The 20,409-nt window shown below is 54.9% G+C and carries 18 protein-coding genes; 16 read left to right on the forward strand and 2 right to left on the reverse strand.

Features of this window, described 5'->3' with window-relative positions:
* Positions 1-4 precede the first annotated feature (4 nt).
* From ACTU44_RS07660 to ACTU44_RS07700, 9 genes are all read left to right on the forward strand, one after another.
* Positions 5-1,144 (forward strand): ABC transporter substrate-binding protein, encoded by a 1,140-nt coding sequence (locus tag ACTU44_RS07660; RefSeq protein WP_462097114.1) that lies wholly within the window; start codon positions 5-7, stop codon positions 1,142-1,144.
* Between the two features lie 80 nt (positions 1,145-1,224).
* A complete protein-coding gene (locus ACTU44_RS07665; RefSeq protein WP_181850419.1) occupies positions 1,225-2,142 on the forward strand; it encodes a branched-chain amino acid ABC transporter permease in 918 nt (305 codons plus the stop codon).
* A 1-nt stretch (position 2,143) separates the two neighbouring features.
* Entirely contained in the window at positions 2,144-3,130 is a 987-nt protein-coding gene (locus ACTU44_RS07670) for a branched-chain amino acid ABC transporter permease (RefSeq protein ID WP_462097115.1), read from the forward strand.
* The gene (locus ACTU44_RS07675; protein ID WP_462097116.1) at positions 3,123-3,872 is read left to right on the forward strand and encodes an ABC transporter ATP-binding protein; all 750 of its coding nucleotides are present in this window, start codon (positions 3,123-3,125) and stop codon (positions 3,870-3,872) included. The genes ACTU44_RS07670 and ACTU44_RS07675 overlap by 8 nt, the downstream gene beginning before the upstream one ends.
* A gap of 1 nt (position 3,873) precedes the next feature.
* Entirely contained in the window at positions 3,874-4,563 is a 690-nt protein-coding gene (locus ACTU44_RS07680; protein ID WP_114099961.1) for an ABC transporter ATP-binding protein, read from the forward strand.
* A gap of 1 nt (position 4,564) precedes the next feature.
* Complete coding sequence (locus tag ACTU44_RS07685) at positions 4,565-4,996, forward strand: acyl-CoA thioesterase (RefSeq protein ID WP_462097117.1); 432 nt, start codon at positions 4,565-4,567, stop codon at positions 4,994-4,996.
* Entirely contained in the window at positions 4,989-5,384 is a 396-nt protein-coding gene (locus ACTU44_RS07690; protein WP_114099959.1) for a RidA family protein, read from the forward strand. The genes ACTU44_RS07685 and ACTU44_RS07690 overlap by 8 nt, the downstream gene beginning before the upstream one ends.
* Positions 5,385-5,566: 182 nt before the next feature.
* Positions 5,567-7,000, forward strand: a complete 1,434-nt coding sequence (locus ACTU44_RS07695; RefSeq protein WP_462097118.1) for a sigma-54-dependent transcriptional regulator — start codon at positions 5,567-5,569, stop codon at positions 6,998-7,000.
* Complete coding sequence (locus ACTU44_RS07700) at positions 6,997-8,985, forward strand: sensor histidine kinase (RefSeq protein WP_462097119.1); 1,989 nt, start codon at positions 6,997-6,999, stop codon at positions 8,983-8,985. Before ACTU44_RS07695 ends, ACTU44_RS07700 begins: the two co-directional genes overlap by 4 nt.
* 62 nt (positions 8,986-9,047) lie before the next feature.
* On the opposite strand, the gene ACTU44_RS07705 is transcribed toward ACTU44_RS07700, so the two are convergent.
* Positions 9,048-9,587 carry a GNAT family N-acetyltransferase gene (locus ACTU44_RS07705; RefSeq protein WP_462097120.1) on the reverse strand — a complete coding sequence of 180 codons (540 nt, stop codon included), beginning with the start codon at positions 9,585-9,587 and terminating at the stop codon, positions 9,048-9,050.
* Between the two features lie 520 nt (positions 9,588-10,107).
* On the opposite strand from ACTU44_RS07705, the gene ACTU44_RS07710 reads away from it, so the two are divergent.
* From ACTU44_RS07710 to fdhD, 7 genes are all read left to right on the forward strand, one after another.
* On the forward strand, positions 10,108-11,844 hold the full coding sequence (locus ACTU44_RS07710) for an OFA family MFS transporter (RefSeq protein ID WP_114099988.1): 1,737 nt from the start codon (positions 10,108-10,110) through the stop codon (positions 11,842-11,844).
* Positions 11,845-12,150: 306 nt separating this feature from the next.
* Positions 12,151-13,044 carry a LysR family transcriptional regulator gene (locus ACTU44_RS07715; RefSeq protein WP_114099955.1) on the forward strand — a complete coding sequence of 298 codons (894 nt, stop codon included), beginning with the start codon at positions 12,151-12,153 and terminating at the stop codon, positions 13,042-13,044.
* A 122-nt stretch (positions 13,045-13,166) separates the two neighbouring features.
* Positions 13,167-13,640, forward strand: a complete 474-nt coding sequence (locus ACTU44_RS07720) for a formate dehydrogenase subunit gamma (RefSeq protein ID WP_462097121.1) — start codon at positions 13,167-13,169, stop codon at positions 13,638-13,640.
* On the forward strand, positions 13,637-15,193 hold the full coding sequence (locus tag ACTU44_RS07725; protein ID WP_462097122.1) for a formate dehydrogenase beta subunit: 1,557 nt from the start codon (positions 13,637-13,639) through the stop codon (positions 15,191-15,193). The genes ACTU44_RS07720 and ACTU44_RS07725 overlap by 4 nt, the downstream gene beginning before the upstream one ends.
* Before the next feature lie 4 nt (positions 15,194-15,197).
* Positions 15,198-18,077 carry a formate dehydrogenase subunit alpha gene (fdhF, locus tag ACTU44_RS07730; RefSeq protein ID WP_336083649.1) on the forward strand — a complete coding sequence of 960 codons (2,880 nt, stop codon included), beginning with the start codon at positions 15,198-15,200 and terminating at the stop codon, positions 18,075-18,077.
* 94 nt (positions 18,078-18,171) lie between these two features.
* Positions 18,172-18,396: a formate dehydrogenase subunit delta gene (locus ACTU44_RS07735; RefSeq protein ID WP_336083647.1), complete on the forward strand. Its 225-nt coding sequence runs from the start codon at positions 18,172-18,174 to the stop codon at positions 18,394-18,396.
* Positions 18,393-19,202, forward strand: coding sequence for a formate dehydrogenase accessory sulfurtransferase FdhD (gene fdhD, locus ACTU44_RS07740; protein ID WP_462097123.1), 810 nt, complete (start codon positions 18,393-18,395; stop codon positions 19,200-19,202). The genes ACTU44_RS07735 and fdhD overlap by 4 nt, the downstream gene beginning before the upstream one ends.
* 11 nt (positions 19,203-19,213) lie before the next feature.
* Here fdhD and ACTU44_RS07745 read toward each other — a convergent pair whose 3' ends face one another.
* Entirely contained in the window at positions 19,214-20,254 is a 1,041-nt protein-coding gene (locus ACTU44_RS07745; protein WP_462097124.1) for a LacI family DNA-binding transcriptional regulator, read from the reverse strand.
* Between the last annotated feature and the right edge of the window lie 155 nt (positions 20,255-20,409).

The raw sequence follows: 20,409 nt of genomic DNA on the forward strand, positions 1-20,409 counted from the left end.
TTAAATGAAGGGTATGAAGACAACCATTGCAGCAGTTGCTGCTTTGCTTGTGGCCGGTGCAGCGCAGGCTGATCCGGTAAAGGTCGGTATGATCACCACGCTTTCGGGCGGTGGTGCCGGTCTTGGTATTGATGCACGTGACGGCTTCATGCTGGCTGTCAAACAGGCCAACAATCCGGAACTCTCGGTCGTGATCGAAGATGATCAGCGCAAGCCGGACGTTGCTGTTCAGCTGGCTGATAAAATGATCCAGCAGGAAAAGGTTGATGTTCTGACCGGTATTATCTGGTCGAACCTTGCGATGGCGGTTGTTCCGTCCGCTGTTGCACAGGAAAAGCTGTATCTGTCGGTTAACGCCGCACCGTCGCAGCTGGCGGGCAAGGGCTGCAACGCAAACTATTTCAGCGTTTCCTATCAGAACGATAACCTGCATGAAGCAGCTGGCGGTTATGCGTCGAGTGCCGGTTATGAAAAGGCCTTCATTCTTGCGCCGAACTATCCGGCGGGCAAAGATTCCCTTGCCGGTTTCAAACGTTTCTTCATGGGTGACATCGCCGAAGAAGTTTATACCAAGCTTGGCCAGACCGACTATGCTGCTGAAATCGCACAGATCCGCGCATCGGGTGCAGACAGCGTCTTCTTCTTCCTGCCGGGCGGCATGGGCATCGCGTTCATGAAACAGTATGCACAGTCCGGTGTTGATATTCCGCTGATCGGCCCGGCATTCTCGATGGATCAAGGCATCCTTGGTGCGGTTGGCGACGAAGCAATCGGTTTCAAGAACACCTCGAACTGGTCGAAAGACATCGACAATCCCACCAACAAGGCATTCGTTGAAACCTTCCAGGCTGAATATGGTCGTCTGCCGTCGCTTTATGCGTCCTATGGCTTTGACACTGCCAACCTTTTGCTGTCGGCAATGGGCAAGGCAAGCATTTCCGACAAGGAAGCTTTCCGTGACGCGCTGCGTGCTGCTGACTTCAACTCGGTTCGTGGCAAGTTCGTCTTTGGTCCGAACCAGCACCCGATTCAGGACATCTATGTTCGTGAAGTCGTTAAAGAAGGCGACGTTCTGACCAACAAGATCGTTGGTATTGCGCTTTCTGACCATGCCGATGCCTATGCATCGGAATGCTCGATGTAATCACGCGCTGACAAGACGGTGGGGGCCGGTTCCGGTCAATGAGATCGGCCCCCGACCACCTTGTGACGGAGTTTCCAATAATGTTCTCTCTTTTCCTGGAGCAGCTGTTAAACAGCCTTCAGTCGGGATTGATGTTGTTTCTGATGGCATCCGGACTGACGCTTGTTTTCGGTGTGATGGGTCTTATTAACCTTGCCCACGGCTCGCTCTATATGGTCGGTGCATTTGCCTGTGCTGCTGTTGCGGCCTGGACCGGTTCATTCTGGCTTGGTCTTGTTGCCAGCCTGATGGCTGCTGCCCTTGCCGGTGTGCTGGTCGAGATGTTTATTATTCGCCGCTTGTATAACCGTGATCACCTTGATCAGGTTCTGGCGACTTTTGCCCTTATTTTGGTTTTTTCAGAAGGCACCCGCTGGATTTTCGGTTCCTTCCCGCTTTTCCTGAGCGTTCCCGATATTTTGACGGGAACGGTCATTCTGCCCGGCGCGCTTGAATATCCGATTTTCCGGTTGGCGATCATTATTGCCGGGCTTCTGGTTGCGGTGGGTCTGTTCCTTTTGATTGGCAAGACCCGCCTTGGCGTGCGCATTCGCGCGGGTGAAGCCGACCGTGGCATGATCGCGGCCCTTGGTGTGAATATCGACCGGCTTTATACGGTGGTGTTTGCTCTTGGCGCTGCCCTTGCCGGGCTTGCCGGTGCCTTTGTCGGCACCACCCAGTCTGTTCAGGTTGGCATGGGCGAGCCGGTTCTTATTCTGGCCTTCGTTGTCATCGTGATTGGCGGGATCGGCTCGATCAAGGGTGCGCTTATCGGATCGCTTCTGGTCGGGTTTACCGACACGATGGGACGTTTCCTTCTGCCGCACGCCTTTGCGACCTTCCTTGATCCGTCCAGTGCGACCGCCATCGGGTCGGCACTTGCATCCATGTTGATTTATATCGTGATGGCGCTGGTTCTGTTCCTGCGTCCAAGCGGTTTGTTCGGGACGGAAGCCTGATATGACCATGAACCGCGAAACTCTTATTAACACTATTCTTGCCGTCGCCTTTGTGGCCGTGCCGGTCATTGCGATGGGGATGAATGAACCTTTCATTATTACCCTTGCGACCAAGGTTGCGATTTTCGCAATGGCCGGTGTGGGCCTTAACCTTGTTCTTGGTTTTGGCGGACTTGTGTCCTTTGGTCATGCCGCATTCTTCGGCATTGGTGGTTATGCTGCCGGCATTCTTGCCAGCCATGCGCTGAACTATGAACCGATCATGGAAAGCCCGTTCCTGATCGAAGGCACCACCCAGATGATTGTCATCTGGATTGTGGCACTGATCGTTTCGGCACTTGTCGCGCTGGCCATCGGGGCGATTACGCTTCGGACCAGTGGTGTCTATTTCATTATGATCACGCTGGCCTTTGCACAGATGATCTATTACTTCGCCATTTCCTGGCCGGCTTATGGCGGGGAAGACGGATTGTCGATCTATGTCCGCAATGGCTTCCCGGGGCTCAATACCCTTGATCCGATCAGTTTCTTTGCGCTTTGTGCGGTGATGCTTGGCATTGCGATGCTGTTCTCGGCCATACTGATCCGCTCACGCTTTGGTCTTGCCCTTCAGGGCGCGCGTCAGAACCCGCAACGCATGACTGCCGTCGGGATCGCACCGTTCCGCATTCGTCTGGTTGCCTTTGTGATTTCGGCGATGATCACCGCCCTTGCCGGGGCGCTTTATGCGGATCTCAACCGCTTTGTCAGCCCGACCATGCTGTCCTGGCATATGTCTGGCGAGATCATGATCTTTGTCATTCTGGGCGGGGTCGGACGGTTGTTCGGTCCGCTGGCCGGTGCAGCACTTTATATCATCCTTGAACATCTGCTTGGCAGTGTCTGGGAATTCTGGCAGCTGCCGCTTGGTGTGTTGTTGCTGGTCGTGGTGCTGTTTGCCCGCGGTGGTTTGGTTGGTGTTCTGGCCGGGGAGCGTAAACATGCCTGATGCCATTCTGTCGCTTTCACATATTACCAAGCAATTCGGATCGCTGCTTGCCAGTGACGACGTGACCCTTGATCTGCGCCCAGGTGAAATCCATGCCCTGATCGGTCCGAACGGGGCGGGGAAATCGACCCTGATCAAACAGATCGCAGGCGAGATCAAATCCGATAGTGGCGATATTCATTTCAATGGTCAGCAGATCAATGAACTTGATGCGGTTGCGCGGTCGCGCATGGGACTGGCCAGAACGTTTCAGGTGTCATCACTGATGCCGGAATTCTCGGTGCTGCAAAATGTAATGCTGGCGCGTCAGTCGGTCAGTGGAAAGGTATTTCGTTTTTTCCGTCCGGTTCTCGGTGACAAGTCGCTGGTCGAACCGGCCATGGCACAGCTTGAACGGGTTGGCTTGGCAGATCGTGCGCAAATGCGTGCAGCCGACATTTCACACGGCGAACGTCGCCAGCTTGAAATGGCGGTTGCCCTTGCCCTTGAACCCAAGGCGTTCCTTCTGGATGAGCCGATGGCAGGCATGGGGCCAGAGGGCTCCAAACGTCTGACCGGTTTCCTCGACAGTCTGCGCATGCAGGCCCCGATCCTTCTGGTCGAACATGACATGGATGCGGTCTTTGCACTGGCCGACCGGATTTCGGTTCTGGTTTATGGCCGGATCATCGCGACTGGCACAGTCGACGAAATCCGGGGCAACGAAGACGTCAAACGTGCCTATCTCGGGGAGGAAGCCTGATATGACCGCACTTCTCGAACTTAGTGGCGTGACTGCTTTTTACGGCGCATCGCAGGCCTTGTTTGGCATCGATCTGTCGCTGAATGAGGGCGAGGCCGTGGCACTGATGGGCCGCAACGGCATGGGAAAAACCACCACGATCAAGACCATCTGTCGCATGATGGAACATCGTGATGGTTTGATCCGCTTTGCCGGTCAGGATCTGGCAAGGATGCCATCGCACAAGGCAGCCCGTCTTGGTCTTGGGCTGGTGCCTGAAGGGCGCCGGTGTTTTGCGCGTCTGAGCGTTATGGAAAACCTGATTGCTGCTGCCCGTCCGGGTGAATGGGATTTTGACCGGGTTGCCGGACTTTTCCCGCGTCTTGCCGAACGGCGCGATCAAAAGGCCATGACGCTTTCGGGCGGAGAGCAACAGATGCTTGCCATCGGGCGCGCGCTTATGACCAATCCGCGTTTGCTGATCCTTGATGAAGCGACCGAAGGATTGGCACCCGTCGTTCGTCAGGAAATCTGGGCTGCGATCAATCAGCTTAAACAATCCGGTCTCACCATCCTTGTGGTTGATAAATCGCTTAAGGAACTTTCTGGTGTCGCGGATCGCTATGTCGTCGTGGAAAAGGGCGTTACGGCATGGACTGGTGCCGTGAACGAACTGACCGACGAGCTCGCCGACCGGTATCTGGGGGTCTGATATGGCTGTTTTCACCTATCAGCAGAAAGTCCTGTTTCAACATTGCGATCCGGCGGGGATTGTCTTTTATCCGCGCTATTTCGAAATGGTGAATGCGACGGTCGAGGAATGGTTTGACGCCGTTATCGGATGCGGCTTTCCAACCATGCATGGCCCGATGCAGGCGGCCGTTCCGACAGCGGGGCTTACCATCGCTTTTACCGCGCCAAGCATGCTGGGTGATCAACTGGAATTTCGTCTGGAACCGACGCGGATCGGACGATCAAGCCTTGAGCTGGAAATCGCAGCTTTCGCAGGTGACGAGCAACGCCTGAAAACAACGGTAACACTGGTCTTTACGAAAAAAGGGGCCGGAAAGTCAGTGGCATGGCCAGATGATTTGCGTGCCAAAATCGAAAAAGAAATCAATCAAGTGGTAGAAAACAATGCATAAAATCGTTCAGCCAGACGGATGGAAAGAGCCCAAGGGATATGCAAACGGCGTCCTTGCACAAGGTGCGACTTTGTATATCGGCGGACAAATTGGCTGGAACGAAGATCAGGTCTTCGTTGCCAAGGATTTTGTCGGACAGATGGAACAGGCGCTTAAGAACATCGCCGCTGTTCTCGAAGCTGCTGGCGGCAAGCCCGAACATCTGACGCGCCTGACCTGGTATGTCACCGACAAACAGGAATATCTCGCCAAACAGCGCGAAGTCGGCCGGGCTTACCGCGAAGTTTTGGGCAAGAACTTCCCGGCAATGACCATGGTCGTTGTCAGCGCCCTTGTCGAAGACGAAGCATTGCTTGAGATTGAAGGTACGGCGGTTATCCCGAACTGACCGGTCATTTAGGATATCGTTTTCACAAAGGGCAGCATCAAGCTGTCCTTTGCTGTTTGCAGGGATCTTTGCATAGAGTGATCGGCAATGATCTGCGTTTATATGACCAACGGTTTTGCTTTTCTCCCTCCGCTGATCTAAGCTTTTAAAAAATAATAAATAAGCTTCTCCGGAGGAACATCATGAGATCGACCGTTTTGGGTGCGTCCGATGGGGCTGCGCCCACCGTTGGCAATGACACGGCATATAGCGGGCCGGGGCCGGAATTCGGTCCCTGGCTTGAAAAGGCATCGATCCTGATCGTCGATGACGAACCGGGCATGCGCAACTTTCTGGTCCGTACCCTTGGCCCGCGCGCCAAGCGGGTCGAAGAGGCCGCCGATTGCGAAGAAGCCACAGCACTTCTGGATCAACATCATTTTGATGTGGTGATCCTTGATAACATCATGCCGGGCAAAAGCGGGGTCGAATGGCTGACCGAACAGCGTGAAATCGGCTTCTTTTCCGACGCCATCCTGATGACGGCCTATGCCGATCTTGATACCGCGATCAAGGCGCTTCGGGCCGGGGCAGTGGATTTTGTCCTTAAACCATTCCGCTCAAATCAGATTTTGAACGCGGTGGCGCGCTGTCTGGACCGGATGCGCTTGCGGCGTGAAAACCATGTCTTGCGCCATGAATTGCGCGCGACCTCCGACCATGTATTGCTGCGTGACAAGCTGATCGGCTATTCCCCGCAAATTCAGGAAATCCGTGAAACCATTGCGCGGGTGGCCCCCCTGCCGACCTCGATCCTGATTTCCGGGCAAAGCGGGACGGGCAAGGAAGTCACCGCCCGTTCGCTGCATTCCCTGTCTGACCGCTCGCAAAAGCCGTTCGTTCCGATTAATTGTGCCGCCATTCCATCCGAGATGATCGAAGCGGAGCTGTTTGGGCATGTCAAAGGGGCCTTTACCGGCGCGCAGGCCGCACGTGATGGGCTTTTCATGCATGCACAGGGCGGAACATTGTTCCTTGATGAAGTCGGTGAATTGTCGCTCGCGACCCAAAGCAAGCTTCTGCGTGCCATCGAAAGCCGCCGTATCCGCCCTGTTGGATCAGAGCGCGAAGCGCCTGTCGATCTGCGCTTTATCTTTGCCACCAACGCCGATCTTGAAGCCGAAGTCGAAGCCGGACGGTTCCGGGCCGATCTGTTTTACCGCATCAATGTCATGCATATTGAAATGCCGCCCTTGCATGCACGCGGCGATGATGTGCTCGAACTCGCAGAACTTTTCATGACCAAGCTGTCCAAACAGCTTGGCGTCCGTCAGGTCCCGATTGACGGGGCCGTGCGCGCCGGACTGACGCGGTATGACTGGCCGGGCAATGTCCGTGAATTGCGCAACCTGATCGAACGCACATTGATCCTTGGACGTTTCCCCGATGAATTCCGTGATGAAAAGGCCGACCACGGCGCACAGATCGAAGGCGATGAAACGCTTGATGAAATGGAACGTCGCCACATTCTGGCGATGCTTCATAAAACCGGTGGCAATCGTAACGAAGCTGCCCGTCGTCTGGGGGTATCGCGTAAAACCATTGATCGCAAATGCGCAAGCTGGGAACAGGAATGACGCTGTTTTCGCGCATTCGCGCCGAACGGCCCAAACGCACACGATCTGTCCGGTTCAAGTTGTTGGCAATTGCACTTTTGCCAACACTTGTGATCCTGCCCCTGTTGCTGGGCGTGATGATGGTGCGCTGGAATTCCAAGTTTGATGCGCTGCTGACGTCAAAGGTCAGTGGCGATCTGACAATTGCCCATCAATATTTTGCCCATATTCTTGAAAATACCGGTGAACAGATCGCAGCTCTTGGTCAATCGGTGGCGTTTCGCAATGTCCTGAATGATGGTGATCCCGGTACTGTGGGTGGATTGCTCGCCCAGCGTCAGCAGGCCATGGGGCTTGATTTTCTGTATCTGCTCGAAGGTCGTGACAAGGCTGGTGACTGGCCGGTGATTGCCAGTGCGTTTGCCGGGAACTCTTCAACCAGCGTGGATATCTTCAGCAATACCGACCTTGCGGCAATCTCGCCCGATCTTGCGGCACGGGCCCGACTTGACCTGATTGAAACGCCCAATGCCGTACCAACGGCACGTGATGCGGAAACGCGTGGCATGGTCGTGCATTCGGCAAGTCCGGTGGAATTGCCGTCGGGAAGAACGGCCGCCCTTGTTGGCGGTATTTTGCTCAACCAGAATTTGGGCTTTATTGATACGATCAACGATCTTGTCTATCGCCAAAGCAGCCTTCCCGAAGGCAGTCAGGGCACGGCAACCCTGTTTCTTGATGATGTGCGGGTCAGTACCAATGTTCGTCTGTTTGCCGATCGTCGCGCTTTGGGGACGCGTGTTTCAGGCATTGTGCGCAAGACCGTTCTTGAAGACGGAAAGGTCTGGCTGGATCGGGCCTTTGTGGTCAATGACTGGTACATTTCGGCTTATGAGCCGATCAAGGACAGCTATGGCAAACGGGTAGGGATGCTTTATGTCGGCTTCCTTGAAACCCCCTTCGCCCGGACAAAATATGAAAGCCTTTTGATCCTGATCGGGGCGTTTCTGTTTGTTGCCGCCCTTTCTGTTCCAATTTTCCTGCGCTGGGCGCGGGGTATTTTCAAACCGCTTGAACGCATGGCCAACACCATCGGACAGGTCGAAAGCGGTGATCTTTCCGCGCGAACCAATCTGACACAGATACAGGATGAAATTTCGCTGGTGGCTGATCATCTTGATGATCTGCTTGATCAGGTGCAGGAAAGGGACAAGCGCCTGCGCGCCTGGAATGACGAACTGAATGCGCGCGTTGATGAACGCACCAGTGAACTGCGCGAAGCAAACCGCGCACTCGAAGAAACCACCAAACAGCTGATCATGTCCGAAAAGCTGGCGGCCATTGGCGAAATTACCGCCGGTGTCGCGCATGAAATCAACAATCCGGTGGCGGTTCTTCAGGGCAATCTTGATGTGTTGCGCGATCTTCTGGGCGATCACACCCGTCTGGCCGATACCGAATTCCGCCTGATTGATGAACAGGTCAATCGCATCAATTTGATTGTCACCAAGCTTTTGCAATTCGCCAAACCCGAAGAATATGCAGGTTACGTCGAACGCCATAGTGTCGGCGAGGTGATCGAGGATTGTATGCCGCTTGTCGCCCATCTGCTGAGCCGGGCCGAGATTGATGTTATCCGTGAACATAAATCAAACCGGCTGGTCTTGATGAACCGCACGGAACTGCAACAGGTACTGGTAAACCTGATGGTCAATGCCCTGCATGCGATGCCAGATCGCGGCACTTTGACCCTGATTGACGAGGATGCAGACCGGAATGGTCGGCCCGGTATCCTGATGACGGTGCGCGATACCGGTATCGGCATGGAGCCCGACATTCTCAATCGCATCTTTGATCCGTTCTATACGACCAAACGCCGCGAAGGCACCGGGCTGGGATTGTCGATCACCAAGACCCTGATTGACCGGCAAGGCGGTACTCTTGCTGTCGAAAGCGAACCGGGCAAGGGTACGATATTTACCATCTGGTTGCCGGAGGCAGACTAGAGCCGCAGTAACCTAACCCGAAAAGGCTTTTGCGGCAGGATCCATTAATTTGCTTGGTTTTTTCAGGTGTCTTTGTGCAGCCATTCCTTCTTCAGGATGGCATACTGGAAAGTATTCTCGTATCTGGGCGTGCCGTCCGGATTATTGACAAACGAAATAAACTCCACAAAACAACCCTCTTTGCGCATACCAAGTTTTTCGCAAAGCTTCTGCGACTTGAAATTGTTGTCCTCGACATAGGCATAGAGCCGTCTTGCGTCGAGTTGGATAAACAAATGGTCAAACAAGGCGCGTGCGCTTTCACTGGCATACCCCTTACCTTCAACCTTTTCGTTGAAGTTCCATGCCACGGAATAGGTGTCGCGATCATCTTGATGAAGCAACAGCTCACCAATTAAGGCTCCTGTGTCTTGCAGGCATACAGCAAGACACATCTTATCCCCTGCACGTTTCCGGGCCTTGACCTTTGCCTGTTCCAGCGTTGCGACTTTGTCATCCATAAAGCAGTTTACGCGTGGGTTCGAAATGTAGTCGAACAGTTCTGCTGCATCGGTTTTAGCAAAGCGTCTGATGATCAGTCTGTCGGTAAGGATTTCGCTCATCTGTGTCCTTCGCGGGCAAGGGGATGGGAACAGGCTCATGGCCCTTTCTTAATAACGCGCAATGCGAAATGACAAGGGTTGTCGCAGCACGATTTTTCAATTGCACAGGATCTTGTCCGGTTGATGGCATTTCTTTCCCTGGTCGTGATTTTCCGACTGTTCAGCCATGAATAAAGACGTTTGGATCGCACGATTTTCCTGCATTGAAAGCGGCGTCAGGTCTTCGTCCGCTTACAGCACACGCCTTGGGTCTTTGCATTGAAATTGCTGCAGTTGCGAGTGGACATTTTGTCTGACTGCTACTTCTCCGCGCATCGGGAGTTGGACATTTTGTCCATGCGCGTGCGCTGCAATATGACGTTTATCTGTCTTTGATCGGCAGAATATCAGGATTTCTGGCTGATGGCACGCTGATTGCGACGTTGAGAATTCCGGGTTCAACCGTGGTTGCCCTGCACAATGCCTTCAACCGGGGGTGGGCAAGGCAAGAAAAATCATAATGCCGGGAGGAAACAACGTCATGTTTGATAACCTAAAGAAAGAGCACATCGTCGCGGGTGACGATTTTAACCGCTGGAAGGTGCCGCCAGCATCCATTGCCATTCATCTTTGCATCGGGTCTGTCTATGCCTGGAGCATCTTCAACCCGCCATTGATCAAGGAATTTGGCGTGGTCGCTGCAAGCTCGGGTGACTGGGGCTTGCAGTCCGTCGTCTGGATTTTCTCTGTCGCCATTGTGTTTCTTGGCCTTGCGGCTGCCTTTGGCGGCAAATGGCTTGAAGAAGTCGGCCCGCGTATGGTGGGCGTTGTTGCTGCCTTCTGCTGGGGCGGCGGTTTCATCGTCGGTGGACTTGGTATTGCCACCCATCAGCTCTGGCTGGTCTATCTCGGATATGGGGTGATTGGTGGCTGTGGCCTTGGTCTTGGCTATGTGTCGCCTGTTTCAACGCTGATCCGCTGGTTCCCGGATCGTCGCGGCATGGCGACCGGTATGGCGATCATGGGCTTTGGCGGTGGTGCGATGATCGCAACCCCGATCAAGGAAAGCCTGCTTTCGGTGTTTTACAAGGTGCCGGAATATCTTGGCCCGGAAAGCGCGGTGAACCTTGTTACCGAAGGTGGCAAGCGTATGGCCGAAGTCGGTGGCCAGATGGTCGAGGTTGTTGTGGCAGGTGCCGCACAGGTGGCTTCTGCACCGGTTCCGATCCAGGAAGGCGTTTATATTGCGGGCACAGGCAATACCGGTGCTGCGGCGACCTTCTTTACCCTTGGTGTTGCCTATTTCATCGTCATGATGATTGCAGCATTTTCCTATCGTGTCCCGCGTGAAGGCTGGCTTCCGGCAGGGTGGACGCCACCGACTGCCGATGCAGCGTCCAAGCGCATGATCACGCATAAGAACGTTCATATCGATCAGGCCCTGAAAACCCCGCAATTCTACCTGTTGTGGATCGTGCTGTGCTTTAACGTTACGGCGGGTATTGGTGTGATTGGCGTTGCCAAAACCATGATGTCGGAAATCTTCGGCACGACCTTGCCGCTGGTGGTCAACTCGGCCTTTGCCGCGACCTATGTGTTCATGATTTCGGTCTTTAACATGTGTGGCCGGTTCTTCTGGGCATCGATGTCGGATTATATCGGCCGCAAGAATACCTATTACTGTTTCTTTATTCTGGGCATTGCTCTGTATCTGTCGATCCCGTTCGCAGCCCAGCAGGTCAGTATTAATCCGGCTGTCACCTATCTGGTGATGTTCTATGCTGCAACCATGATCATCTTCACGATGTATGGCGGCGGTTTTGCAACCATCCCGGCCTATCTGGCGGATATTTTCGGCACCAAATATGTCGGCGGTATTCATGGTCGTCTTCTGACCGCCTGGAGTACGGCGGGTGTACTTGGTCCGCTTGCCATCACCCAGCTGCGTCAGACCTCGGTCACCAATTCGATCAAGGATCTGGCTGCCAAGGTTGATCCGGCGGCCTTCCAGGCAAAATTCGGTGCGGGCCTTGAACAGCTTGATCAGCTGGTTGCTGCCAAAACTGTGACCATCGGGCGTCTGATGGAAATCGCACCGGCAGGAACGGTTGATCCGACCTCAAGCCTGTATAACACCACCATGTATGCCATGGCGGCCCTGCTGGCGATTGCACTTGTCGCCAACAAAATGGTCCGTCCGATTGATGACAAGCACTACATGGAAACGCAGGAAGGTGGTGCAACCGCCACCGGACGTGAAGCAACGTCCAAAGCGTAAGGACCCAGGGCGTCGATCATCGCTCCCTGTGATCGACGCCCGACGACTGGCTGGCAATGTCTGTCTGTTGGCCATCCGGGGGCATGATTGGCATCGTCATGTCCCGGGTCGGGATTTTGTTCATCCAGCCCGGCCCCGCGTTCTGTTGCAGGAATAACCTTTTTTCCCGTGGGGATAATCGGTTATCCTGCAACCGGAACACGCAAGCGTCAGAACGCGCGTTTTCAATTCTTGTAACGGCCGGACAGAAGGCCGACTTCAACAGCAAAACACAGCATCCCGGCCTGACCGGATGCCGGATATAAAATGATCGATAAACTCGAAATGTTTATGGTGCTCGCCCGTGAGCAGCATTTTGGACATGCCGCCGAGGAATGCGGCGTCACACAGCCGACTTTGTCCAGTGCGCTCCGCCAGCTTGAGGACCATCTTGGTGTCGTCTTGGTCAAGCGCGGATCGCGCTATCAGGGACTGACACCCGAAGGTGAACGTGTTCTGGAATGGGCGCGCCATATTGTCGGCAGCACCCGTTCGATGCGCGATGAAATGCGCGCCATGCGGTTCGGTCTGACCGGGCAGGTGCAGATTGCGGTTATTCCAACCGCGCTCTCGATGGTGCAGGAACTGACCACGCCGTTTCGCGAAAAACACCCCGATGTGACATTTGCGATCCTGTCGCGCACATCAACCGAAATTCAGGCTCTGCTTGATGATCTTCAAATTGATGTCGGCATTACCTATCTTGATAATGAACCGCTTGGTAGGGTGACATCAATCCCGCTTTATTATGAACGCTATCATCTGGTGACCTCGAATTTCGATGATATCGGAGATCGCGAAAGCATCACCTGGCGCGAAGCAGCGGAATTTCCGCTCTGTCTTCTGACGCCTGATATGCAGAACCGCCGGATTATCAATCAACACCTTAACGAGGCCGGCGCACGGGTGGCACCGACCCTCGAAAGTGATTCGATGATTGCCCTGTTTACCCATGTTCATACCGGAAACTGGGCCAGCATCATGCCGGTGAAGATGATCCGCGAGTTCAGTCTTCATGATCGCGTGAAATCTATTCCCATCATAGAGCCCGATGCGGCTCATCTGGTTGGAATGATCGCGGCAAAACGTGAACCGGCAACGCCAGTTGTGTCGGCACTGTTAAAAGAAGCAAAGCTTTTATCGGAACTCGAACCGGCCTGATCGTTCCTTGATAGGTTTTCGCTATCGCGTAACGGGATGGCTTTATTGAACGGGCGGTCCAGATGCCCGACACTGGCAAGAATAACAAAGATATCTGCAACATGCTTGAGAGAGAGGCTTGCATGTCGGAAACGACCAAGGACCATAATGTCCGCGTCGAGGCCATTTGTGATCAGATGATCACGATGGAGGGCCCGCTACTTCCCATTTTGCACGAAGTGCAGGAAGAGTTCGGCCATATCCCCGAAGGCGCGCTTCAGACAATTGCCAAAAAACTGAACCTCAGCCGGGCCGAAGTCCACGGGGTGGCAAGCTTCTATCATGACTTCCGCGAAGAAAAGGCGGGCAAGCATGTCATCAAGATCTGCCGTGCCGAAGCCTGTCAGGCAATGGGCGCAGATGCGCTTGGTGATCAGGTCCGTCGCCATCTGAAAGTCGACTGGTCGCAAACCACATCAGATCGCAAGATCACGCTGGAGCCGGTTTTCTGTCTTGGTCTTTGTGCCTGCGCCCCGGCTGCGATGGTTGATGGCAAGGTGGTCGGCCGTGTGACCAGGGATCGCATGAACCGTATTCTCGACGAGGTGGGCGCATGAGTATCAAGGTTTATGTCCCGCTTGATTCCGGTGCTGTTGCCCTTGGCGCAGATGAAGTGGCAAGCGCCATTGCCAGCAAGGCCGAAAAGATCGGTGCCGATGTCAAAGTCGTGCGCAACGGATCGTTTGGCATGTATTGGCTGGAACCAATGGTCGAGGTCGAAACACCACGTGGGCGTGTCGCCTATGGCCCGGTCAGCACCGATGATATCGATGCCCTGTTTGCTGCCGACTTCCTTAAGGGCGGGGAACACAAACGTTATCTTGGCCGTACCCAGGATATCCCGTTCCTTAAAAGCCAGTCGCGCCTGACATTCCAGCGTTGCGGCATTATTGACCCGGTATCGCTTGACGATTATCGCGCCCATGATGGCCTTACGGGTCTTGAAAATGCCTTGAAAATGTCGGCAGCCGACATCGTCAAGGCGGTGACCGACAGTGGTCTGCGCGGACGTGGCGGTGCCGGTTTCCCGACCGGCATCAAATGGAACACGGTACGCGAAGCGCCGGGCGATCAGAAATATATCGTTTGTAATGCCGACGAAGGCGACAGCGGCACCTTTGCCGATCGCATGATCATGGAAGGTGAACCCTTCGTCCTGATCGAAGGCATGATCATTGCCGGTCTCGCGACCGGGGCGACCAAGGGCTATGTCTATACCCGTTCGGAATATCCCGACGCGATCCGTATCATGAACGAGGCGATTGACGTTGCCCGTTCGGCGGGACTTCTGGGGGCCAGTGTTCTTGGTTCGGGCAAGGCATTCGATATGGAAGTTCGCATGGGGGCAGGTGCCTATGTCTGTGGCGAGGAAACCTCGCTTCTGAACAGCATGGAAGGCAAGCGTGGTGTTGTGCGTGCCAAGCCGCCACTTCCAGCACTTCAGGGTTTCATGGGCCGTCCGACGGTTGTGAACAACGTGATTTCCCTGTGCTCGGTTCCGGTCATTCTTGAAAAGGGTCCGGAATATTATCGCGATTTCGGCATGGGCCGGTCACGTGGCACCATCCCGATCCAGATTGCCGGCAATGTCAAACATGGCGGTCTGTACGAGATCGGCTTTGGTCTGACACTGGGCGAAATTGTCGAACAGATTGGCGGTGGCACGGCAACCGGTCGTCCGGTCAAGGCCGTGCAGGTTGGGGGGCCGCTGGGCGCCTATTTCCCGCGCGAACTGTTTGATACGCCCTTTGACTACGAAGAATTCGCCAAGCGCGATGGTCTGATCGGTCATGCTGGCGTGGTCGTTTTTGACGATACGGTCGACATGATGAAGCAGGCCCGCTTTGCCATGGAATTCTGCGCGATTGAATCATGTGGCAAATGCACGCCATGCCGCATCGGTTCGATCCGTGGCACCGAAGTTGTCGACAAGCTTGAGCGTGGCGAAGAGCCCGAATTGCAGATCGAACTTCTGCGCGATCTTTGTGAAACCATGAAGTTCGGATCGCTCTGTGCACTGGGTGGCTTTACGCCCTATCCGGTGCTGAGTGCCCTGAACCATTTCCCTGATGATTTCAAGCCACGTGCGCTTGATATAGCTGCGGAGTAATACGATGTCCTTGATCAAAGAAGTCGACTACGGAACCCCCGCCGCCAAATCCGAAAAGACCGTCACGCTGACCATTGATGGCAGGGACGTGACCGTGCCCGAAGGCACATCGGTTATGCGGGCCTCGATGGAAGCAGGCATTCAGGTGCCCAAGCTTTGCGCGACCGATATGGTTGATGCGTTTGGCTCCTGCCGTCTGTGTCTGGTTGAGGTCGAAGGCCGCAACGGCACACCGGCATCCTGCACCACACCAGCATCTGATGGCATGGTGGTCCATACCCAGACCGAGCGGCTTAAGAAAATCCGTAAAGGGGTGATGGAACTTTACATTTCCGACCATCCGCTGGATTGCCTGACCTGTGCCGCCAATGGTGATTGTGAACTTCAGGACATGGCAGGTGCGGTTGGTCTGCGTGATGTGCGCTATGGCTATGAAGGCGGTAACCACGTTCAGGTCCGCCAGAACGGGGAAGATAACCCGCGCTATATGGCCAAGGATCAGACCAACCCGTATTTCACCTATGACCCGTCGAAATGTATTGTCTGTTCGCGCTGTGTCCGTGCCTGTGAAGAAGTGCAGGGCACCTTTGCCCTGACCATTGAAGGTCGCGGGTTTGAATCCCGTGTCTCGCCGGGCATGCACGAAGATTTCCTTGATTCCGAATGCGTATCCTGTGGCGCTTGTGTTCAGGCCTGCCCGACCGCAACCCTTCAGGAAAAATCGGTCATCGAAATCGGTCAGCCGGAACATTCGGTCGTTACCACCTGTGCCTATTGCGGGGTCGGCTGTTCGTTCAAGGCCGAAATGCGCGGCGAGGAGCTGGTGCGCATGGTGCCGTTCAAGGATGGCAAGGCCAACCGTGGTCATTCCTGTGTCAAAGGGCGCTTTGCCTATGGCTATGCCAATCACAAGGACCGCATCCTCAATCCGATGATCCGCGAAAGTGTCGATGATCCCTGGCAGGAAGTCAGCTGGGAAGAAGCCCTTCGCTTCACCGCCGACAAGTTCAGGGGCATTCAGGCCAAATACGGCAAGGGTGCACTTGGCGGGATCACGTCATCACGTTGCACCAACGAGGAAACCTTCCTTGTTCAGAAGCTGGTCCGTGCGGGCTTTGGCAACAATAACGTTGATACCTGTGCGCGTGTCTGTCATTCGCCGACCGGGTATGGTCTTAAAACCACCTTTGGCACATCGGCCGGGACGCAGGATTTTGATTCTGTCGAACAGACCGATGTGGTCATCCTGATTGGGGCGAACCCGACGGACGGGCATCCTGTTTTTGCCTCGCGTTTGAAAAAGCGTCTGCGTCAGGGGGCGAAACTGATCGTGATTGATCCGCGCCGGATTGATCTGGTCCGTTCCCCGCATATCGAGGCGGTTGCGCATCTGGCCCTGCGTCCGGGAACCAACGTTGCGGTTTTGACATCCCTTGCCCATGTCATCGTGACCGAGGGCCTGTTTGACGAGGCGTTCGTTCGTGAACGTTGTGACTGGGATGAATTCCAGGATTGGGCGACCTTTGTGTCCGACCCCAAGCACAGCCCCGAAGCGATTGCCGAAATGACCGGTGTTGATGCCGATGCCATGCGCACGGCGGCGCGTGCCTTTGCCACGGGTGGCAACGGTGCGATCTATTACGGACTGGGTGTAACTGAACATAGTCAGGGTTCCACCACCGTGATGGCGATTGCCAACCTTGCCATGGCGACTGGCAATATCGGCCGTCCGGGTGTTGGCGTGAACCCGCTGCGTGGTCAGAACAACGTGCAAGGATCCTGTGATATGGGATCATTCCCGCATGAATTGCCGGGTTATCGCCATATTCAGGACAGTGCGACCCGCGATATCTTTGAAGATATCTGGGGTGTGAAACTTGACGACGAACCGGGGCTTCGTATCCCCAACATGCTTGATGCCGCGGTCGAAGGCACGTTTAAGGGCATCTATATTCAGGGCGAGGATATCCTTCAGTCTGATCCCGATACCAAGCATGTCGCCGCTGGTCTTGCCGCGATGGAATGTGTTGTCGTCCATGACCTGTTCCTGAACGAAACAGCGAACTATGCCCATGTCTTCCTGCCCGGTTCGACCTTCCTTGAAAAGGACGGGACTTTTACCAATGCCGAACGCCGCATCAACCGCGTACGCAAGGTCATGACACCGATGAACGGCTTTGCCGATTGGGAGGTGACCCAGAACCTTGCGCGCGCCATGGGGCTGGACTGGAGCTACACCCACCCGTCACAGGTGATGGCGGAAATCGCGGCGACCACGCCAAGCTTTGCCAATGTCAGCTATGACCTTCTCGAACGCGAAGGATCAGTGCAGTGGCCATGCAATGACAAGGCGCCGCTGGGAACACCGGTCATGCATATTGACGGCTTTGTTCGCGGCAAGGGCAAATTCGTTGTCACCGAATATGTGGCAACCGATGAACGTACCGGTCCGCGCTTCCCGCTGCTTCTCACGACCGGGCGTATCCTTAGTCAGTATAATGTGGGCGCACAGACCCGCCGTACTGAAAACACCGCCTGGCATAAGGAAGACCTTCTGGAAATCCATCCGCATGACGCAGAACAGCGCGGCATTCGCGAAGGTGACTGGATCCGTCTTGCATCGCGGTCTGGCGAAACATCCCTTCGCGCCACCATTACCGATCGCGTCGCACCGGGTGTGGTTTACACAACCTTCCACCATCCGGGTACGCAGGCCAACGTGATCACCACCGACTTTACCGACTGGGCGACCAATTGCCCGGAATACAAGGTCACAGCTGTTCAGGTCTCGTCAAGCAACGGACCGTCGGAATGGCAGGTGGAATATGACCGTCAGGCCGAACAGTCGCGGCGGATCAAGCCGCGCATGGATGCTGCCGAATAGGATACCCTGCCAGATATTGTGCTATACTCGCTTGTGCATGATATCTGGCAAATCCTTTGAATATCGAAAAGTTACAGCCAAAGAGTAAACAGCAATGGCACCTGACAAACTTGTCTATATGGCCAATCAGATCGCGACCTTTTTCAAATCGCAGCCCAAGGAAGAGGCGGCTGCGGGTGTCGCTGGTCATATCAGCGATTTCTGGGAACCGCGCATGCGCAAACAGCTGTTTGACATGATTGCTGCCGGACATGAAGGTTTTGATCCGCTGGTTCTTGAAGCGGCCCCTTCGATCCGTAAGGTCAAAGAAACCGCATGACGCCCAAACCATCAGAGAACCGCATTCTTGACGGTCGCGATGTCGATCTGGCGCGCGCCATTTCACGCGATGACGGGAATGACGATGCGCCAATGATCTTGCAGCCGGAAGTTCCGGCTGCCTTGACGTTTAATGGCAAATCGCATGCGGTGATGATGGTATCGCCCCACGATCTCGAAGATTTCCTGATCGGCTTTGCCCTGTCCGAGGGGATTGCCGATGACATTTCCCAAATCACTTTGCGCGATGTTCGAAAAACCCTTCAGGGCTATGTGATCGAAGCCGATCTGCATGAAGACGTGTTTGATCGCCTTGATGAACGTAGCCGCACCCTTGAAGGCCGGTCGGGCTGCGGGCTGTGCGGTGTGCAGTCACTCGAAGCGGTGGCAATGGACAAGATCGGCAAGGTCGTACCGGGTAATATGGCGCAGGACATCGTCTTGAGGGCCATTGACGCGCTTCCCGATCTTCAGACTCGCAATCGTGAAGGCGGCGGGCTTTTGCATGCCAGTGCCTTTGTCGATGTTGGCGGTAACATCAAGCTGGTCCGCGAGGATATCGGACGCCATAACGCCCTTGATAAGGTGCTGGGCGCTGTTGCGCGTCAGGGGATTGATGCGACGGGCGGGTTTATCCTGATGACCAGTCGCTGTTCCTATGAAATCGTCACCAAGACCGTGCAATGCGGGATCGGCGGGCTTGTCACCCTTTCGGGGCCGACATTGACCGCGGTTAATCTGGCACGGCAGGCGGGCTTGACCTTGATTTGTCGCGAACGGCGCGGGCTGTTTCGCCGCTTTGCCTGATCCGATAGTGGTCAGGTTGACGCGCGTTCGATAATCTCAAACCCGACATCAATCGACTTGGTTGGCAATGGCTGATTTTCAATCCGTGCCACCAGTGCCTCGGCCGCACGTTTGCCAAGATCGGGACGGTTGATCTCGACCGTGGTCAGGGAGGGCAGGGTAAAGGCCGAGAAATCCTGATTGCCAAACCCAAGGACAGCCATATCTTCGGGAATGCGGATGCCGCGCGCCTGTGCCTCGATCAGGATACCATGTGCCAAAAGGTCGGAGCTGCACATGATGATGCCGTTCTTAAAGCCCTTTGCAAGGCCACTGGTCAGGCCGTTTCGCCCGCGTTCAATGGTTGCTCCGGCCTCATAAAGAACTTCAATCGGCGGATTGCCGGTCAGTTGTCCGAACTGGGCGGCAAAGGCATCCTTGCGGCGCAAAGCGCGTTCATCCCCGGCCGAAACAATCAGCGCCTTGTCATAGCCTTTGCGGGCGGCATAGCGGGCCATTTCCTCGCCAGCCTTGATATGAGAAAAGCCGATACAGACATCAAGCGGGTTTTCCGTAATATCCCAGACTTCAATCACCGGAATACCCGCGCCGAGCAGCATGCGTTTGCAACTGGCCGAATGATGGATGCCGGTCAGAAGAATGCCGTCGGGGCGGCGGCTGAGCATGGTTGAAACAACGGCCTGTTCTTCATCCTGCGAAAAGCCGGTTTCAGCCATCAGAACGTGATAGCCCGACCCGCGAATGACATTGATGAAATTCTGCATCAGGTCGGAATAAATGACGTTGGTGATGGACGGCACCAGTGCGGCAATCAGTTTGCTGCGTCGGGACGCCAGCGCACCGGCAACCATGTTCGGCACATATCCGGTAAGTTCGATCGCGTCCTGAATACGCTGCAGGGTCTTGGCCGAGACCTTTTTCGGGTCATTTAGTGCGCGCGAAACAGTGACCTGTGAAACGCCCGCGATCCGTCCGACGGTTTCCATCGTGACGGTGCCGCTTTTGATTTCGGCAAGCGTTGTCTGATCAGTGTGTTTTGGCTCAGATGACAAAGGGTTACGATCTCTTGATCTGAATGCCGCATGTTGGTGATGCGCGGCATTGGTTGCTGTCCGAAAACGATGATTTTGCCTGAGCCGGACATTACATCAGCAAAAAATGGTGGGCAAGAAGCGTGGTTCGGGTGGAAACCACTTTACAGCACAGG

This window comes from Thalassospira sp. SM2505, from assembly GCF_054901115.1.

What these genes read in the sequence shown, in the direction of transcription:
- ACTU44_RS07665 (WP_181850419.1), top strand. Translation starts at nt 1,225, where the DNA reads ATGTTCTCTCTTTTCCTGGAGCAGCTGTTAAACAGCCTTCAGTCGGGA.
- ACTU44_RS07715 (WP_114099955.1), top strand. Translation starts at nt 12,151, where the DNA reads ATGATCGATAAACTCGAAATGTTTATGGTGCTCGCCCGTGAGCAGCAT.
- ACTU44_RS07675 (WP_462097116.1), top strand. Translation starts at nt 3,123, where the DNA reads ATGCCTGATGCCATTCTGTCGCTTTCACATATTACCAAGCAATTCGGA.
- ACTU44_RS07705 (WP_462097120.1), bottom strand. Translation starts at nt 9,587, where the DNA reads ATGAGCGAAATCCTTACCGACAGACTGATCATCAGACGCTTTGCTAAA.
- ACTU44_RS07725 (WP_462097122.1), top strand. Translation starts at nt 13,637, where the DNA reads ATGAGTATCAAGGTTTATGTCCCGCTTGATTCCGGTGCTGTTGCCCTT.
- ACTU44_RS07690 (WP_114099959.1), top strand. Translation starts at nt 4,989, where the DNA reads ATGCATAAAATCGTTCAGCCAGACGGATGGAAAGAGCCCAAGGGATAT.
- ACTU44_RS07685 (WP_462097117.1), top strand. Translation starts at nt 4,565, where the DNA reads ATGGCTGTTTTCACCTATCAGCAGAAAGTCCTGTTTCAACATTGCGAT.
- ACTU44_RS07695 (WP_462097118.1), top strand. Translation starts at nt 5,567, where the DNA reads ATGAGATCGACCGTTTTGGGTGCGTCCGATGGGGCTGCGCCCACCGTT.
- ACTU44_RS07700 (WP_462097119.1), top strand. Translation starts at nt 6,997, where the DNA reads ATGACGCTGTTTTCGCGCATTCGCGCCGAACGGCCCAAACGCACACGA.
- fdhF (WP_336083649.1), top strand. Translation starts at nt 15,198, where the DNA reads ATGTCCTTGATCAAAGAAGTCGACTACGGAACCCCCGCCGCCAAATCC.
- ACTU44_RS07720 (WP_462097121.1), top strand. Translation starts at nt 13,167, where the DNA reads ATGTCGGAAACGACCAAGGACCATAATGTCCGCGTCGAGGCCATTTGT.
- ACTU44_RS07660 (WP_462097114.1), top strand. Translation starts at nt 5, where the DNA reads ATGAAGGGTATGAAGACAACCATTGCAGCAGTTGCTGCTTTGCTTGTG.
- ACTU44_RS07710 (WP_114099988.1), top strand. Translation starts at nt 10,108, where the DNA reads ATGTTTGATAACCTAAAGAAAGAGCACATCGTCGCGGGTGACGATTTT.
- ACTU44_RS07735 (WP_336083647.1), top strand. Translation starts at nt 18,172, where the DNA reads ATGGCACCTGACAAACTTGTCTATATGGCCAATCAGATCGCGACCTTT.
- ACTU44_RS07670 (WP_462097115.1), top strand. Translation starts at nt 2,144, where the DNA reads ATGACCATGAACCGCGAAACTCTTATTAACACTATTCTTGCCGTCGCC.
- fdhD (WP_462097123.1), top strand. Translation starts at nt 18,393, where the DNA reads ATGACGCCCAAACCATCAGAGAACCGCATTCTTGACGGTCGCGATGTC.
- ACTU44_RS07680 (WP_114099961.1), top strand. Translation starts at nt 3,874, where the DNA reads ATGACCGCACTTCTCGAACTTAGTGGCGTGACTGCTTTTTACGGCGCA.